This window comes from Microbacterium sp. B35-04, from assembly GCF_010634885.1.
Classification (GTDB): domain Bacteria; phylum Actinomycetota; class Actinomycetes; order Actinomycetales; family Microbacteriaceae; genus Microbacterium.
On the sequence record NZ_MWLP01000094.1, the window covers coordinates 41,292 to 56,584 of the forward strand.

Consider the following 15,293-nt stretch of genomic DNA (forward strand, 5'->3'; position numbering starts at 1 on the left):
TTCCACGGCAGCGGCGGACTACGCGATCAGGAGCCGCGCTTGTCGTCCTCGGCGGGTCGTGTCGCGAGGAATCTCTCGAGCTCGGCCGCGAGCTCGTCGGCGCTGGGCAGATCGCCGGTGTGGATCATCGGGGTCGCGAGGGTGGACCCCGCCATGTAGGCGTCGTAGCGCTCTTCGAGCCCCTGCACCATCCGGGCGAGTTCGTCACTGCCCTCGATCTGCTCGCTGACCTTCTCGAGGTATTCGCGATTCTCGTCGCGCAGATCGTCGCCCGCGAAGACCAGGCCCGTCGCGACGGTGAGGCTGTCCAGGGCGGCCAGCGCGGCCGCCGGATACTCGGTGTCGCCCAGGTAATGGGGAACGAGCAGGACGAAGCCGGCGATGCGCACGCCGGCGGCAGCGAGCCGGTACTCGAGCAGATGACCCGCCGTGGCGGGGACCTGCGTGTGCGGCTGCCACACCGAGTGCGCCTCGGTGAGCTCGGATCGTGTGCCGCTGACCGTCGTGCCGATGGGCCGGGTGTGCGGAACGGGCATCGGGATGGCGTGCACCCACGTCACCGTCGACACGCCGTAGCTCTCGGTGAAGTCGAGGACGGCGTCGGCGAAGGCGTCCCAGGCGAAGTCCGGCTCATAGCCCGCCAGCAGAAGGAACGGCTGCCCCAGGGCGTCGTGCGCGAAGGAGAGCTCCAGGCGCGGCGGGCGGTAGTCGGTGAGGTGGTCCTTCTCGAACGAGACGATGGGCCGGCGTGCCCGGTAGTCCAGCAGGGTGTCGTTGGAGAACACCGCGAGCGGCGACGGCGACAGGTCGTCGCGGAAGTAGTCGATGGCGCGGCTCACGGCGCTGCCGGCGTCGGTGAACCCGGTCAGGGCGATCACCAGCGGCAGCCCGCGCGGGACGGGCGGCGCGGAAGCCGCACGCTCGAACAGCGGGCCGGGAAAAGGCATGCTCCCATGCTACGAGCCGCCCCGACCTGGTCGGGTCACGCCGGTCGCGCTCAGAGCGAACAGTCGGCGTCCCTAGGATGGAGACCATGTCGCTTCCCGACCTCGAGTACCGCACCACCCCTGTCCGAGAGTCCGACGCCGACCTCCTTCTCGTCGCACTCCCCCCGCTCGAGGCTGACGCATCCCCTGATCTGTCGGACTGGCCCGGACTGCGCGACGCGCTCCTGGCGGTCGGTTTCACCGGTGCGCCGGGCGCGTGGGTCCGCGTCTACGCAGCGGAGGTCACATCGCTGCCGTTGGCCGTCGTGGGCACCGGGACGGAGCCTGATGCTGCGGCTCTGCGCGACGCCGTGGGCGCCGCGATCCGCGCCCTGACCGGGTTCTCGACGGTGGCGGTCGCCGCACCGTTCGCCGACCCCGCACTGTGGACCGCCGCCGCCGAGGGGGCCGCGCTGGGCGGCTACCGATTCGACGGCTACAAGACCGAGGCGCCCAAGCCGCGCGCGGCGCGCGTGATCGTCCACGGCACCGCCGACCCCGACGACGCCGCACTGAAGCTCATCGTCGAGACCGCGGCCTCGGTCGCCCTCGTGAAGGACCTGGTCAACATCCCGGCCGAGTGGCTCGGCCCCGCCGACGTCGCAGCGCGCGCCGCCGAGTCCGTGGCGGATCTCCCCGTCAGCGTCGAGATCCTCGACGAGGAGGCGCTGCGCGAGCAGGGCTTCGGCGGCATCCTCGGCGTCGGCCGGGGATCGGATCGCCCGCCGCGCCTGGTCCGTCTCGAGTACGCACCTGAAGGCGCGACCAGGCACGTCGCGCTGGTGGGCAAGGGCATCACCTTCGACACCGGCGGTCTGTCGCTCAAGCCGGCGGCCTCCATGGTCGGGATGAAGTACGACATGGCGGGAGCCGCCACGGTTCTCGCGGTGCTCCGGGCCGCGGCATCCGTCGCCGCTCCGGTCAAGGTGACCGCGTGGCTGTGCCTCGCCGACAACATGCCGTCGGGCCGCGCGACGCGCCCGGGCGACGTGCTGCGCCTGCTCGACGGCACGACCGTCGAGGTGCTCAACACCGACGCCGAGGGGCGCCTCGTGCTGGCCGACGGACTGGTCGCCGCCAGCCGCGAGCAGCCCGATGTGATCGTCGACGTCGCCACTCTCACCGGAGCCATCCTGATCGCCCTCGGCACGCGCCACACCGGTGTGATGGGCGACGACGACGCCGTGGCTGCGTACCTCGCCGCCGCCGCCGAGGTCGGCGAGCCCGCGTGGCAGCTGCCCCTTCCGGGCCACATGGTCGAGGAGCTGGACTCCCCCATCGCCGACCTGCAGAACGCCAAGATCGGCGACCCTGCCGGCGGCTCGCTCTTCGCAGGGCTGTTCCTGCGTCACTTCGTCGGCCGCACGGGCGACGAGGACGGTGCGCCCCGCATCCCGTGGGTGCATCTCGACATCGCCGGGAGCGGCACCCACAAGGGCGCGCCGTACGGCTACACCGACAAGGGACCGACTGCCGCGACCGTGCGCAGCCTGATCCGCTTCGTCCTGACTGACCTCGATGAGGAGGCACGATGACCGACCACTCCTTCGATCTCGTCGTTCTGGGCGGTGGCAGCGGCGGCTATGCCGCGGCGCTGCGCGCCGCAGAGCTGGGCAAGAGCGTCGCTCTCGTCGAGAAGGACAAGGTGGGCGGCACATGCCTGCACCGCGGCTGCATCCCGACGAAGGCGCTGCTGCATGCCGCCGAGGTGGCCGATCTGACACGGGATGCAGCGGCCGTCGGCATCCGCGCGACGCTCGACGGCATCGACCCCGCAGGGGTCAGGGCGTACCGCGAAGGGATCGTCGCCAAGAAGTACAAGGGCCTCGAGGGACTCGTGAAGGCACGCGGGATCACCGTCGTCACGGGCGAGGGCCGGCTCGAAGCCGATCCCGCGGTGCGCGTCGGCGATGACCTCTACCGCGGCACCGATGTCATTCTGGCCACCGGTTCGTACAGCCGCACGCTTCCGGGGCTGGAGATCGGCGGCCGCATCCTCACCAGCGAGCACGCCCTCGAACTCGACGAGATCCCCCGCAGCGCCGTGATCCTCGGCGGTGGCGTCATCGGCGTCGAGTTCGCGAGCGTGTGGCGCTCGTTCGGCGCCGACGTCACCATCATCGAGGCCCTCGACCACCTCGTGCCCAACGAGGACGTGACGCTCAGCAAGGGCCTGGAGCGCGCGTTCCGGCGCCGCGGCATCCAGTACTCCCTCGGTGTGCGCTTCCAGAGCGCGACGCAGACAGCGGATGCCGTCACCGTGACGCTCGAGGACGGCAAGACCTTCACCGCCGACTACCTGCTGGTGGCCGTCGGGCGCGGACCGGCGACGGCCGGCCTCGGCTACGAAGAGGCGGGTGTGGTCATCGACCGGGGGTTCGTCGTCACCGACGAACGCCTTCGCACCGGCGTCCCGCACGTGTGGGCCGTCGGCGACATCGTCCCAGGACTCCAGCTCGCGCACCGCGGGTTCCAGCAGGGGATCTTCGTCGCGGAGGAGATCGCAGGGCTGGGTCCCGTCGTCATCCCCGACAACCAGATCCCGAAGGTGACCTACAGCCACCCAGAAGTCGCTTCCGTCGGTGTCACCGAGGCGCAGGCAGCCGAGGCGCACGGCGCCGACGGGATCGTGGCCTACGAGTACAACCTCGCGGGCAACGGCAAGAGCGAGATCCTGGGCACCAGCGGCATCGTCAAGGTCGTGCGCGTGAAGGACGGGCCTGTCATCGGCGTCCATCTGATCGGCGACCGTGTCGGCGAGCTCATCACCGAAGGACAGCTCGCCGTCGGCTGGGAAGCCCACCCCGAAGACATCGCACCGTTCGTCCACGCGCACCCGACGCAGTCCGAAGCGCTCGGCGAGGCCTTCCTCGCCCTCGCAGGCAAGCCACTGCACGCGCTCTGACCCTCGCGGTCGCCCCTCATCACTAAGCTAGATCCGATATTTCTTCAGAAGGAGACATCCTCATGAGCACATCCGTGGTCCTCCCCGCTCTCGGTGAGAGCGTGACCGAGGGAACGGTCACCCGCTGGCTCAAGAACGTCGGCGACACGGTCCAGGCGGACGAGGGCCTGCTCGAGATCTCCACGGACAAGGTGGACACCGAGATCCCGTCGCCGGTCAGCGGCGTCATCGAGGAGATCTTCGTCCAGGAGGACGAGACCGTCGAGGTCGGCGCCGTGCTGGCCAAGATCGGCGACGGCTCCGGCGCAGCCGCCGGTGGGTCGCCCGAGGGCGCCGCCGCCGACGCGCCGGCCGCTGAGGCTCCCGCAGCCCAGGCTCCCGCAGAAGCGCCGGCACCCGCAGCCGAAGCGCCCGCGCCCGCCGCCGAGGCACCCGCACCCGCTGCCGAGTCTCCGGCCGAAGCCGCGCCCGCTGCGGCGCAGCCGGCCGCATCCGCCGGCGGCGGCAAGGAGGTCGTGCTCCCCGAGCTCGGCGAAAGCGTCACCGAGGGTACGGTCACGCGATGGCTGAAGCAGGTCGGCGACGAGGTCGCCGTCGATGAGCCGCTGCTCGAGATCTCCACCGACAAAGTCGACACCGAGATCCCCTCGCCGTTCGCCGGCGTCCTGCAGGAGATCCTGGTCTCCGAGGACGAGACCGTCGAGGTCGGCGCGGCGCTCGCCCGCATCGGCGATGCCGGCGCCGCACCTGCCGAAGCACCGGCTCCGGCTGCGCCCGCTCCGGCTGCGGCCGCACCTGCTCCTGCCCCTCCGGCTCCGGCTCCTGCCGCCGCTCCGGCTCCCGCTGCCCCGGCTCCTGCCGCCGCTCCGGCTCCCGCAGCTCCGGCCCCTGCCGCCGCTCCGGCTCCCGCAGCGGCCCTCGTGTCGGACGACGACAGTGTCACGTACGTCACACCGCTCGTGCGCCGACTGGCTCAGCAGCAGGGCGTCGATCTCGCCTCGGTGAAGGGCACCGGCGTGGGCGGACGCATCCGCAAGGAGGACGTGCTCAAGGCGGCCGAGGCCGCGGCGGCTCCTGCTGCTCCGGCGGCCGCCGCCGCTCCGGCACCAGTCGAGGTGTCGCCGCTGCGCGGCACGACGCAGCCGATGTCGCGTCTGCGCAAGGTGCTCGCCCAGCGCGCCGTCGAGTCGATGCAGTCGACCGCCCAGCTGACCAGCGTCGTCGAGGTCGACGTCACCAAGCTCGCGACCTTCCGCGACAAGGTGAAGAACGACTTCCTGGCGAAGACCGGCGACAAGCTGTCGTTCCTGCCGTTCTTCGCACTGGCGGCGGCGGAGGCGCTGCAGGCGTACCCGATCGTCAACTCGACCGTCGACGGCGACCAGATCGTCTACCCGGCGAGCGAGAACCTGTCGATCGCCGTCGACACCGAGCGCGGCCTGCTGACGCCGGTGCTGCGCGATGCGGCGTCCAAGAACCTGGCCCAGATCGCCCACGAGATCGCCGACCTGGCGGCTCGTACGCGTGAGAACAAGCTGAAGCCGGACGAGCTCGCGGGCGGCACCTTCACGTTGACCAACACCGGCTCGCGGGGCGCGCTGTTCGACACCCCGGTGGTGTTCCTGCCGCAGACGGCGATCCTCGGAACCGGTGTGGTCGTCAAGCGTCCTGGCATCGTGACGGTCGACGGCAAGGACGCGATCTCGGTGCGCTCGTACGTGTACCTCGCACTGTCGTACGACCACCGTGTCATCGACGGTGCTGACGCCGCGCGCTTCCTCGGCGCGGTGAAGTCCCGGCTCGAGGCAGCGGCGTTCGAGGGTCAGCTCGGCGTCTGAGCCGACCCGCCCTTACTGTTCCGGCTGCTGCGCGACGTCCGAGACGTCGCGCAGCAGCCATTTCTCGTCCCGCTTCAGGATCACCACCATCTGCGACGGGAGGGCGCCGTCGGCCGCGTCCAGGCGGAGCACGGCGATGTCGCCGAAGTCGTCGAGAAGCGTGAGCGCTCGCTCACCGGCGGGGAGGTCGATCGCCCCCTCGGGCAGCGTCGTGGCGTCCGCCACCACCGTGGCCAGGCAGTCCGTCGCCCCGCCGCAGGCGGTCCGTGCGTCGAGCAGCCCACCGGCCACTTGAGTGAGGGCGGTGCCTGCGCTGACGTCGGCTGCCGGGGCGCCCTGCGGCGCGGCTGAAGTCGGCGACGGATCGGCGCCCGCGCCGGTCGCCGTGGGCGCCGGGGTGGTCACGACATCCGCGTGGTCCTCCGTCGCCACGCCGCTCGCCGTCGGCCAGAGCGCACCGCCCGCCAGCACCGCCGCTGCCACCGCGCCGCCGACGAGCCAGGGCGCTCGGCGGGAGGAGTTCCTCTTCATCGGCTCGATGCGACGCAGCCGGCGCCAGACGGCCGTCGTCGCGCGCGACACACTGTCTGCGAGGTCGTTGTCGACTCCTGCGAGGAGGCTCTGCCACAGGGATGTCGGCGCTGCTTCACCGCCCTCCCGGGCGCCGCCCCCATAGGCCGATGCGTCAGCGCGCGGTGCGCCCTCCGCGGCGGCGCTGCGCGGGTTCAGGCTGACGGTGCTGAGAGGCTCGGGAGTCGCAACGGCGAACAGCGCCTCCTCGGCCGCCTCCAGCTCGCGGACCGAGATGCGCTCGGCCGTCACTGCGCGCAGCGCCGTCGCCCACGTCCGCTCGGCCGGCGGGTCGACGGCCACCTGTTCGAGCACGGCTGCGGCCGTGTCGAGCGCGCGGTGCGGTGAGGCATCCGTCGCCAGCAGCGGCCTGCCGGCGTCGTCGAGCCACCAGTCCCCCGTCGTATCGGGCGCAGGCGCGATCTGCAGACATGCGCGCAGCACGCTCACGCCGAGCGTCACCGCCTCGCCGGCGCTGAGCGGCATCCGCGTGGCACGTCGCCGCACGAACTCTTCGAGACGCTCGACGCAGACCGGCAGCACGACGTCGTGACCGTCGGATCGCCGGGCGACGTCGACCGGGGCGAGCACGTGGCCGTCGGCCGCGGCATCCCATCCTCGCCACTGGGCGCCGAGCGCGTCCGCGTCGACCAGGACGAAGGCGTCGCCCGTCGACGTGTGCGCGAGCACGCCCGGCCACGGTCCGTCGACATGTGCCCGCACAACGCGGATGGGTCGATACGTATCGCCCAGCGGGCCCTCGTCGGAGGTCATGGCGACAGTCTGCGAGGCGCGGCGGGCCGCCACCGCCCGGAGCGTGGGGTTCTGTGGATGGACATCGCCGGATGTCGGCTGTGGAGGAGCCGAGGACGAGCCCGCGAAAAGGTAGGCTGGAAGCTATGGCCGCGCGCAGTACCGCCCCCGAGAAGGGCCCGGGATTCTTCTCCCAGATCCGCACCCTCTACACCTTCACCCAGAAGGAGTTCCGCTGGCTTCCGTACCTGCTGGCCGGCATCCTCCTCCTCGGCACCGCCGCCGGCGTGGGCATCGGGTTCGCCATCCCGCCGGTCGCGGTGTGGAGCATCATCCTGTGGGGCATCACAGGCCTCATGCTCGGCATCCTGGCGTCGATGATGACGATGACGCGACTGTCGACCCGCGCGATGTACAAGAAGATCGACGGGATGCCGGGGGCCACCGGTCACGTCATGTCGACCTCGCTCGGCCGGAAGTGGCAGGCCAGCGAGATGCCGGTGGGCATCAACCCCAAGACCCAGGAAGCCGTCTACCGCGCGATCGGCCGCGGCGGCGTCGTGATCGTGGGCGAGGGTGCTCGCGGTCGCCTCACCCGCCTCGTCAACGACGAGCGCTCGAAGGTGCAGCGCGTCGCGTCGGGCGTGCCCGTCACCGTGCTGTACATCGGCCACGGCGAGGGAGAAGTGCCCATCTCGAAGCTCTCGTCGACGATCAAAGCTCTTCCCACCAAGGTGGACCGTGCCACGATGGCGGCCGTCATCAAGCGCGTCGAGTCCGTCTCGCAGTCGCTGACGTCGCTGCCCATCCCGAAGGGCATCGACCCCACCAAGGTGCGGGCCCCTCGCCCGCGCTGAGCACCCCGCACCTCACACCGCCGGCGCGGTGACAGCGCCCGCGGGGTGATGTTGCCCGCAGGGTGTCGGTGCGCACGCGGTGACGGTACGCGCGGTGACCGTGCCCAGGTGGCATCGAGGGCCGCTCCGGGGTCGAGTCGTCAGGAGCGGATGAGCACCGTGCCCGCGGCCTTGTCGTGCAGTCCACGCTGGTCGGCATCCCAGATGAGCGCCGGGATCACGACGATCAGCAGAGCCGTGCGGATGATGGGGCGCCACAAGCCCACCCATGCCCCGTCGAGGCGCACCAGCCGCAGGCCGAACACCCGGTGACCGGGGCTTCCCTGCAGCGTCGGCAGGAAGACCAGCTGGATCGCCGCGAAGATCGCGAGGATCGCGAGCGGGTCCCAGTCGAAGAAGCCCGAGATCAGGTACGCAGCGCCGTAGTCGAGGAACAGCGCCCCGACGCGGCGGCCGAGACGGCCGACGGATCCGGTGCCCTCGCGGGGCAGGCCGAGCCGTTCGCCCGGATAGTCCTGGGTGCTCTGCGTCACTTCCCCAGCGTATACAGGTCGCCGTAACATGCCGGAAACACGAGTGATACTGCCGGGCAATCCCCTGCGGGTAGCTTGCCAGCAAGCCCGACCCGCACGGGCGGATCCGAATGCCCTACCTCTGGAGTCTTCATGTTCAAAGATTCATCCGAGGTGCTGAAGTTCATCAAGGACGAGGATGTAAAGTTCCTCGACATCCGTTTCACGGACCTTCCTGGCGTGCAGCAGCACTTCAACATCCCGGCCTCCACCGTTGACGAAGAGTTCTTCACGGTCGGCCAGCTGTTCGACGGCTCCTCCATCCGAGGATTCGCGAACATCCACGAATCTGACATGCAGCTGATCCCCGACGTGTCGACGGCGTACCTCGACCCGTTCCGCGAGGCGAAGACCCTCGTCATGGTGTTCGACATCTACAACCCGCGCAACGGCGAGATCTACGCGAAGGACCCGCGTCAGGTCGCGAAGAAGGCCGAGAAGTACCTCGCGTCGACCGGCATCGCCGACACCGCGTTCTTCGCCCCCGAGGCGGAGTTCTACATCTTCGACGACGTCCGCTACGAGGTGAAGCAGAACTCCAGCTTCTACTCCGTCGACTCCGAAGAAGGCGCCTGGAACTCGGGCCGCAGCGAAGAGGGCGGCAACCTCGCGAACAAGACGCCCTACAAGGGCGGCTACTTCCCCGTCTCGCCCGTCGACAAGACCGCCGACCTGCGCGACGACATCAGCCTCCACCTCATCGAGGCGGGCCTTCTGCTGGAGCGTGCGCACCACGAGGTGGGCACCGGAGGCCAGCAGGAGATCAACTACCGCTTCGACACGATGGTGCACGCGGCAGACGACATCCTGAAGTTCAAGTACATCGTCAAGAACGTCGCCAACGAGTGGGGCAAGGTCGCGACCTTCATGCCCAAGCCGCTCTTCGGCGACAACGGCTCGGGCATGCACACGCACCAGTCGCTGTGGCTCGAGGGCAAGCCCCTCTTCTACGACGAGAAGGGCTACGCGCAGCTCTCCGACCTGGCGCGCTGGTACATCGGCGGCATCCTGGCCCACGCGCCGGCGCTGCTCGCGTTCACCAACCCGACGCTGAACTCGTACAAGCGTCTCGTGAAGGGATACGAGGCGCCGGTCAACCTCGTCTACTCGGCGGGTAACCGCTCGGCGGCCATCCGCATCCCGATCACGGGCTCCAACCCCAAGGCGAAGCGCATCGAGTTCCGCGCGCCGGATGCCTCGGGCAACCCGTATCTCGCCTTCGCCGCACAGCTGATGGCCGGGCTCGACGGCATCCAGAACCGCATCGAGCCGCACGAGCCGGTCGACAAGGACCTCTACGAGCTTCCCCCCGAGGAAGCGAAGAACATCCCGCAGGTGCCGAACTCGCTGCTCGACTCGCTGGACGCGCTGCGCGCCGACCACGAGTTCCTGCTGAAGGGTGGCGTGTTCACGCCCGAGCTGATCGAGACGTGGATCGAGTACAAGATCGAGAACGAGATCCAGCCGCTCAACGCGCGTCCGCACCCGTTCGAGTACGAGCTGTACTTCGGAGTCTGACGTTCCAGCATTGACGAGAGGGCCCCGGTCATCCGGGGCCCTTTCGCATGCCCCGAGTCTGCGGCCGGCGTCACCGGCCGCAGACTCGGGGCGTTCCCCCAGCCGTCCTCCCTACGCTGGTCGCGCCCCCGCTCCTGACCGGAAGTGACGATCGATGTCCGCCCGCCCCCGCGCACAGGCACGACGACGTCGTCCGGCGCGGCCGCCAGCAGCCGCTCGGCGGCGACCGCCGCGGCATCGGGCAAGAGCCGCTCGTGGGTCGACTCGACGCGGTGGGCTGGTCGCATTCGTCGCGGTGTCCGTCACGTTCCTCGCCGGGTTCCTTATCGCTTCGGCATTCGTGGCGAGTGCGTTCTCCAGCGAGCAGGATGATGCTGCCCTCTTCCCGTCGTTCGCTCCCCCGTCGATCCGCGAGCCGGGAATCGCCGGCTACGGGGTCGAGCAGCTCGCGCACGCCTGCACGATCATGGCGGCCGGTCGAGACCTGGGCCTCGATGAACGCGATCAGACCATCGCGGTCATGACGGCCATGGGTGAGTCGTCACTGCGGAACATCGACTACGGCGACTGGGAGACCAGCGGCGTCACGAATCCCGACGGCTCGCGCACCACCTCCATCGGCCTCTTCCAGCAGCAGGACAGTTGGGGAAGCCGTGAAGCACGGCTCGACCCCTACACGGCTGCGAGCATCTTCTACCGCGCGATGACGGTGCGCGTGCCCGACCGTGTGTCCACAGAACCGACCCTGGTGGCGCATCTCACGCAGATCAACGCAGACCCTCTCCACTACGCCCGGTTCTGGGATCGCGCCGCCCGCGTGGTGGCGGCGCTCAATGCCGCACCGCTGCAAGAGCGGGATCGCATCGACGGCATCCCGCTGTGCCCTCCCGTCTGAACGCCACGTCCGGCGAGCACCGGATGCCGCCGCCGGCGTCCTAGCCGTAGAACAGCTTCTCGAAGACCCGGCGGGCGCGTCGCGTCGTGCCGAGGTAGTCCTCCTCGACCTGCGTGGCCGAGCGCGGCGGGTACTCGAGGAGCCGGCCGATGCCGTCGAGCTTCCCGCGGTCCACCGGGAGCACATCGCTGGTCTGGCCCGAGAGGAGCGTGTTGGCAGAGCGCAGGCGGCTCGCCAGCCGCCAGGCTTCGGCCAGCCGGTCTGCGGCGGCCGTCGGGATGAGACCGGCGCGCTCCGCGGCGCGCAGGGCGCCGAGCGTGGAGGTGGTGCGCATCTCGGGCACCGTGTGGGCGTGCTGCAGCTGGAGCAGCTGCACGAGCCACTCGACGTCGCTCAGCGAACCGGGGCCGAGCTTGAGGTGCCGCGACGGATCGACGCCCTGCGGCAGGCGCTCGCTCTCGACTCGCGCCTTGATCCGCTTGATCTCTCGGGTCGCCGCGAGATCGACGCTTTCCGGATAGCGCACCTGGTCCGCCAGCTGCAGAAAGTCCCGGATGAGCTTCACACTGCCCGCGACGCCGCGGGCACGCAGCAGCGCCTGCGCCTCCCAAGAGAGCGCCCACCGGCGGTAGTACTCGGCATAGGCGTCGAGCGAGCGCGCGAGCGGGCCGTTGCGCCCCTCCGGGCGCAGGTCGGCATCGAGCTCGAGCGGTACACGATGGTCTTCGGAGTACGTGCGGAGAGCCGCGACGAGCTTCAACGCCAGCTCGTTCGCACGCTGCGGGTCGACGCCGTTCGGGCGATAGACGTACATGACATCGGCGTCGGAACCGAAGCCGAGCTCCGCGCCGCCGAAGCGGCCCATGGCGATGACGGAGAAGTCGAGCGCGGCGTCTTCGGGCGGCACGATGTCGCGACGCACGGCTCGCAGCGTCGCCTGGATCGTCACGTCGGTGATCGTCGTGAGCGCTTCGGCGACCTCTTCGATCGTCACCGTGCCGAGGATCGCCCCCATCGCGATCCGCAGCTGCTCGCGTCGTCGCAGCGCGCGGACGGCGCGCGTGGCATCGGTGACGGTGTCGTGGCGTGTCTGGATCGCGCGCGCCTCCTGCTGGAGGGCGAGGCCCGATCGCGGGCGCAGGAGCTCGGGATCATCCAGCCACGCCGCGGATTCAGGGATCCACTCCATGAGCTCGCCGATGTACCGCGATCCCGAGAGCACGCGTGAGAGGCTCTCGGCGGCTCCCGACGAGTCGCGCAGCATGCGGAGGAACCAGTGGGTGTCGCCGAGGCGTTCGCTGAGTCGGCGGAACGCCAGCAGACCGTAATCGGGGTCGACCCCGTCGGCGAACCATCGGATCATGACGGGCATGAGGTGGCGCTGGATGGTGGCCTTGCGGCTCACCCCGCTGGTGAGCGCGGCGATGTGGCGGAGGGCGCCGGCCGGGTCGGAGAAGCCGATCGCGGCGAGGCGGTCGTGCGCCTGCGCGGTGGACAGCACCCGCTCGTCGGCCGGCAGTGCCGCGACGGCCGACAGCAGCGGACGATAGAACAGGCGGACGTGGATGTCGCGGACCTCGCGCTTGACCGACTCCCACAGCTCCCAGATGCCGGCGCCGGTGTCGGCGAGCCGGCTCGCGCGGGCGAGCGCGCGACGCTCCTCCGGACGCTCCGGCATGAGGTGCGTGCGGCGCAGATGACGCAGCTGCACCCGGTGTTCGAGCAGCCGCAGCACGCGATAGTCGCGCGAGAAGGCGGATGCCTCGGCCCGGCCGATGTAGCCCTCCGTCACGAGGGCGTCGAGCGCCTCGAGCGTGCCGCGCTGGCGGATGCGGTCGTCGGAAAGCCCGTGCACGAGCTGCAGCAGCTGAACCGTGAACTCGATGTCGCGGATGCCTCCGGGGCCGAGCTTGAGCTGGTAAGGCACGTCGGCCGCGGGGATGTGCTCGGTGACCCGCTCGCGCATCCGCTGCACGCTGTCGACGAAGTTCTCGCGTGCGGCGCTCGTCCAGATCTTCGGCTGGACCGCCGCGGTGTAGGCCCTGCCGAGCTCGTCGTCACCGGCGATCGGACGCGCCTTCAGCAGCGCCTGGAACTCCCAGCTCTTCGCCCACCGGTCGTAATACGCCAGGTGCGAGTCGAGGGTGCGCACCAGCGCGCCCTGCTTGCCCTCCGGGCGCAGGTTGGCGTCGACCTCCCAGAGTGGCGGCTCGATCTCGACGCCCGAGATGCCGCGCATCGTCTGCACCGCGAGGCGGGTCGCGATGTCGACGATGCGGCTCTCGCCGAACTGCTCGAGGGCGTCGTGGTCTCCGCCCCCCACGAAGATCACGTCGACGTCACTGACGTAGTTCAGCTCGCGCGCCCCGGTCTTGCCCATCCCGATGATCGCGAGCTTGGTCCGTGCGACCTGCTCGTGCGGAAAGAGGCCGGCTCCGACCGCGCCGCCCGACACCCGGGTGCGGGCGACCGCGAGGGATGCCTCCAGCGCCGCACCCGCGGCATCCGCCAGCCGCGCCGACACCGCGGCGATCTCGTCCACCGGCGAGGGACTCAGCAGGTCGTACGCGGCGATCCGGGCGAGCATCCGGCGGTAGCGGACGCGGAGCGCGACCCAGGCGCCCTCGCCGCCGTCCGCGGCGAATCCGTCGACGGCTCCGATCGCGTCCAGGAGTTCGACGCGGAGCTCCTCCGGCGTGGGCAGCCGGTCCCCCGCGTCCGCAAGCTGATCGACTTCGGACGGATGCCGGAAGAAGAACTCGCCGAAACCGGTCGAAGCCCCGAGCAGTGCCCAGAGCGCCCGCCAGGCGCGGGGTCGGGCGTGCGCTCGCTGCACGGGGGCGGCGTCGCGCCGAGCCAGACGGGTCAGTGCCTGCAGCGCCTCGTCGGGGTCGGCCGCGCGGCCGGCACCCTCGAGCAGCGCGTCCCGCGGTAATTCGACGAGCGCGGACAGCTCCGCGAGGAGTGCTTCGGCGTCGGTGAGACGGCTGAAGCCCAGGCGGGCGAGCGGGGTCAGCGAACCCGGCCGATCGCTCGCGGACATGCGTCAGCCGGTCTCAGAGCATCTCGAGGTTGCTCTTGAGCTCGAACGCCGTGACCTGGGAGCGATACTCCTGCCACTCGCGTCGCTTGTTCAGGAGAACGTAGTTGAAGACCTGCTCGCCGAGCGTCTCAGCGACGAGCTCGGACTCCTCCATGTACTCCAGGGCGTGGTCGAGACTGGCGGGCAGCGGCGCGTAGCCGAGCGCCCGGCGCTCGCCATCCGTCAGCGACCAGACGTTGTCCTCGGCCTCGGCGGGCAGCTCGTATTCCTCTTCGATGCCCTTGAGGCCGGCAGCCAGCATGAGCGCGTACGAGAGGTAGGGGTTCGCGGCAGAGTCCAGCGCGCGGTACTCCACGCGCGACGACTGGCCCTTGTTCGGCTTGTACAGCGGCACCCGCACCAGCGCGGAGCGGTTGTTGTGACCCCAGCAGATGAAGCTCGGAGCCTCGTCGCCGCCCCACACCCGCTTGTAGGAGTTGACGAACTGGTTGGTCACGGCCGAGATCTCGTTCGCGTGGCGGAGCAGGCCGGCGATGAACTGCCGGCCGACCTTCGAGAGTTGGTACTGCGCGCCTTCTTCGTAGAACGCGTTGACGTCGCCCTCGAACAGGGACATGTGGGTGTGCATCCCGCTGCCCGGCTTGCCGGTCATCGGCTTGGGCATGAACGTGGCGTAGACGCCCTGCTCGATCGCGACCTCTTTGATCACGGTGCGGAACGTCATGATGTTGTCCGCCGTGGTCAGGGCGTCCGCGTAGCGCAGGTCGATCTCGTTCTGACCCGGGCCGCCCTCGTGGTGGCTGAACTCGACCGAGATGCCCAGGTCTTCGAGCATGCGGACGGAGCGCCGGCGGAAGTCGTGGGCCGTGCCCCCGGGTACGTTGTCGAAGTACCCCGCCGAGTCCACCGGCTCAGGGCCCTCCGTGCCGAAGGACGACGACTTGAGGAGGTAGAACTCGATCTCCGGGTGCGTATAGAACGTGAACCCGGCGTCGGCGGCCTTCGCCAGCGTTCGCTTCAGGACATGGCGCGGATCGGCGACGGCGGGCTGACCGTCGGGCGTCGTGATGTCGCAGAACATCCGCGCCGTGGGGTCGATCTCGCCCCGCCAGGGCAGGATCTGGAAGGTGGTGGGGTCGGGGTGCGCGAGCAGGTCCGATTCGTACGACCGCGTCAGACCCTCGATCGCGGACCCGTCGAAGCCCAGGCCTTCGCTGAAGGCGCCCTCGACCTCTGCGGGTGCGATGGCCACGGACTTCAACGTGCCGATCACGTCTGTGAACCACAGCCGTACGAACTTCACGCCTCGTTCTTCGATGGTTCTCAGAACGAAGTCACGCTGCTTGTCCATCGCGT

The 15,293-nt window shown here is 70.0% G+C and carries 11 protein-coding genes; 6 read left to right on the forward strand and 5 right to left on the reverse strand.

The genetic code is table 11. The features are described from left to right. Window positions 1-26 precede the first annotated feature (26 nt). Window positions 27-947 (reverse strand): PAC2 family protein, encoded by a 921-nt coding sequence (locus tag B1729_RS17565; RefSeq protein ID WP_163617183.1) that lies wholly within the window; start codon window positions 945-947, stop codon window positions 27-29. An 86-nt stretch (window positions 948-1,033) separates the two neighbouring features. Here B1729_RS17565 and B1729_RS17570 point away from each other — a divergent pair, with 86 nt between their 5' ends. The 3 genes from B1729_RS17570 to sucB all read left to right on the forward strand — a co-directional run bounded on the left by B1729_RS17570 (window position 1,034) and on the right by sucB (window position 5,729). Continuing rightward, complete coding sequence (locus B1729_RS17570) at window positions 1,034-2,521, forward strand: leucyl aminopeptidase (RefSeq protein WP_163617184.1); 1,488 nt, start codon at window positions 1,034-1,036, stop codon at window positions 2,519-2,521. Further along, complete coding sequence (lpdA, locus tag B1729_RS17575; protein ID WP_163634066.1) at window positions 2,518-3,891, forward strand: dihydrolipoyl dehydrogenase; 1,374 nt, start codon at window positions 2,518-2,520, stop codon at window positions 3,889-3,891. The genes B1729_RS17570 and lpdA overlap by 4 nt, the downstream gene beginning before the upstream one ends. Window positions 3,892-3,953: 62 nt before the next feature. Further along, window positions 3,954-5,729 (forward strand): 2-oxoglutarate dehydrogenase, E2 component, dihydrolipoamide succinyltransferase, encoded by a 1,776-nt coding sequence (sucB, locus tag B1729_RS17580; RefSeq protein ID WP_163617186.1) that lies wholly within the window; start codon window positions 3,954-3,956, stop codon window positions 5,727-5,729. 12 nt (window positions 5,730-5,741) lie between these two features. Here the strand turns inward: sucB and B1729_RS17585 are convergent, their stop codons facing one another. Then, complete coding sequence (locus tag B1729_RS17585) at window positions 5,742-7,073, reverse strand: hypothetical protein (RefSeq protein WP_163634068.1); 1,332 nt, start codon at window positions 7,071-7,073, stop codon at window positions 5,742-5,744. 125 nt (window positions 7,074-7,198) lie between these two features. Between B1729_RS17585 and B1729_RS17590 the strand changes: the two genes are divergently transcribed. Further along, window positions 7,199-7,909, forward strand: coding sequence for a DUF4191 domain-containing protein (locus B1729_RS17590; RefSeq protein WP_163617188.1), 711 nt, complete (start codon window positions 7,199-7,201; stop codon window positions 7,907-7,909). 140 nt (window positions 7,910-8,049) lie between these two features. Here the strand turns inward: B1729_RS17590 and B1729_RS17595 are convergent, their stop codons facing one another. After that, complete coding sequence (locus tag B1729_RS17595; RefSeq protein WP_239539701.1) at window positions 8,050-8,442, reverse strand: RDD family protein; 393 nt, start codon at window positions 8,440-8,442, stop codon at window positions 8,050-8,052. 132 nt (window positions 8,443-8,574) lie between these two features. Between B1729_RS17595 and glnA the strand changes: the two genes are divergently transcribed. Further along, on the forward strand, window positions 8,575-9,999 hold the full coding sequence (glnA, locus tag B1729_RS17600) for a type I glutamate--ammonia ligase (protein WP_163634072.1): 1,425 nt from the start codon (window positions 8,575-8,577) through the stop codon (window positions 9,997-9,999). 295 nt (window positions 10,000-10,294) lie between these two features. Beyond that, on the forward strand, window positions 10,295-10,894 hold the full coding sequence (locus B1729_RS17605; RefSeq protein ID WP_239539702.1) for a peptidase M23: 600 nt from the start codon (window positions 10,295-10,297) through the stop codon (window positions 10,892-10,894). A 40-nt stretch (window positions 10,895-10,934) separates the two neighbouring features. On the opposite strand, the gene B1729_RS17610 is transcribed toward B1729_RS17605, so the two are convergent. Together B1729_RS17610 and B1729_RS17615 are read right to left on the reverse strand one after the other, a co-directional pair. After that, window positions 10,935-13,937, reverse strand: a complete 3,003-nt coding sequence (locus B1729_RS17610) for a bifunctional [glutamine synthetase] adenylyltransferase/[glutamine synthetase]-adenylyl-L-tyrosine phosphorylase (protein WP_163634077.1) — start codon at window positions 13,935-13,937, stop codon at window positions 10,935-10,937. Between the two features lie 13 nt (window positions 13,938-13,950). Further along, window positions 13,951-15,288 carry a glutamine synthetase family protein gene (locus tag B1729_RS17615; RefSeq protein WP_163617193.1) on the reverse strand — a complete coding sequence of 446 codons (1,338 nt, stop codon included), beginning with the start codon at window positions 15,286-15,288 and terminating at the stop codon, window positions 13,951-13,953. Window positions 15,289-15,293: the final 5 nt, after the last annotated feature.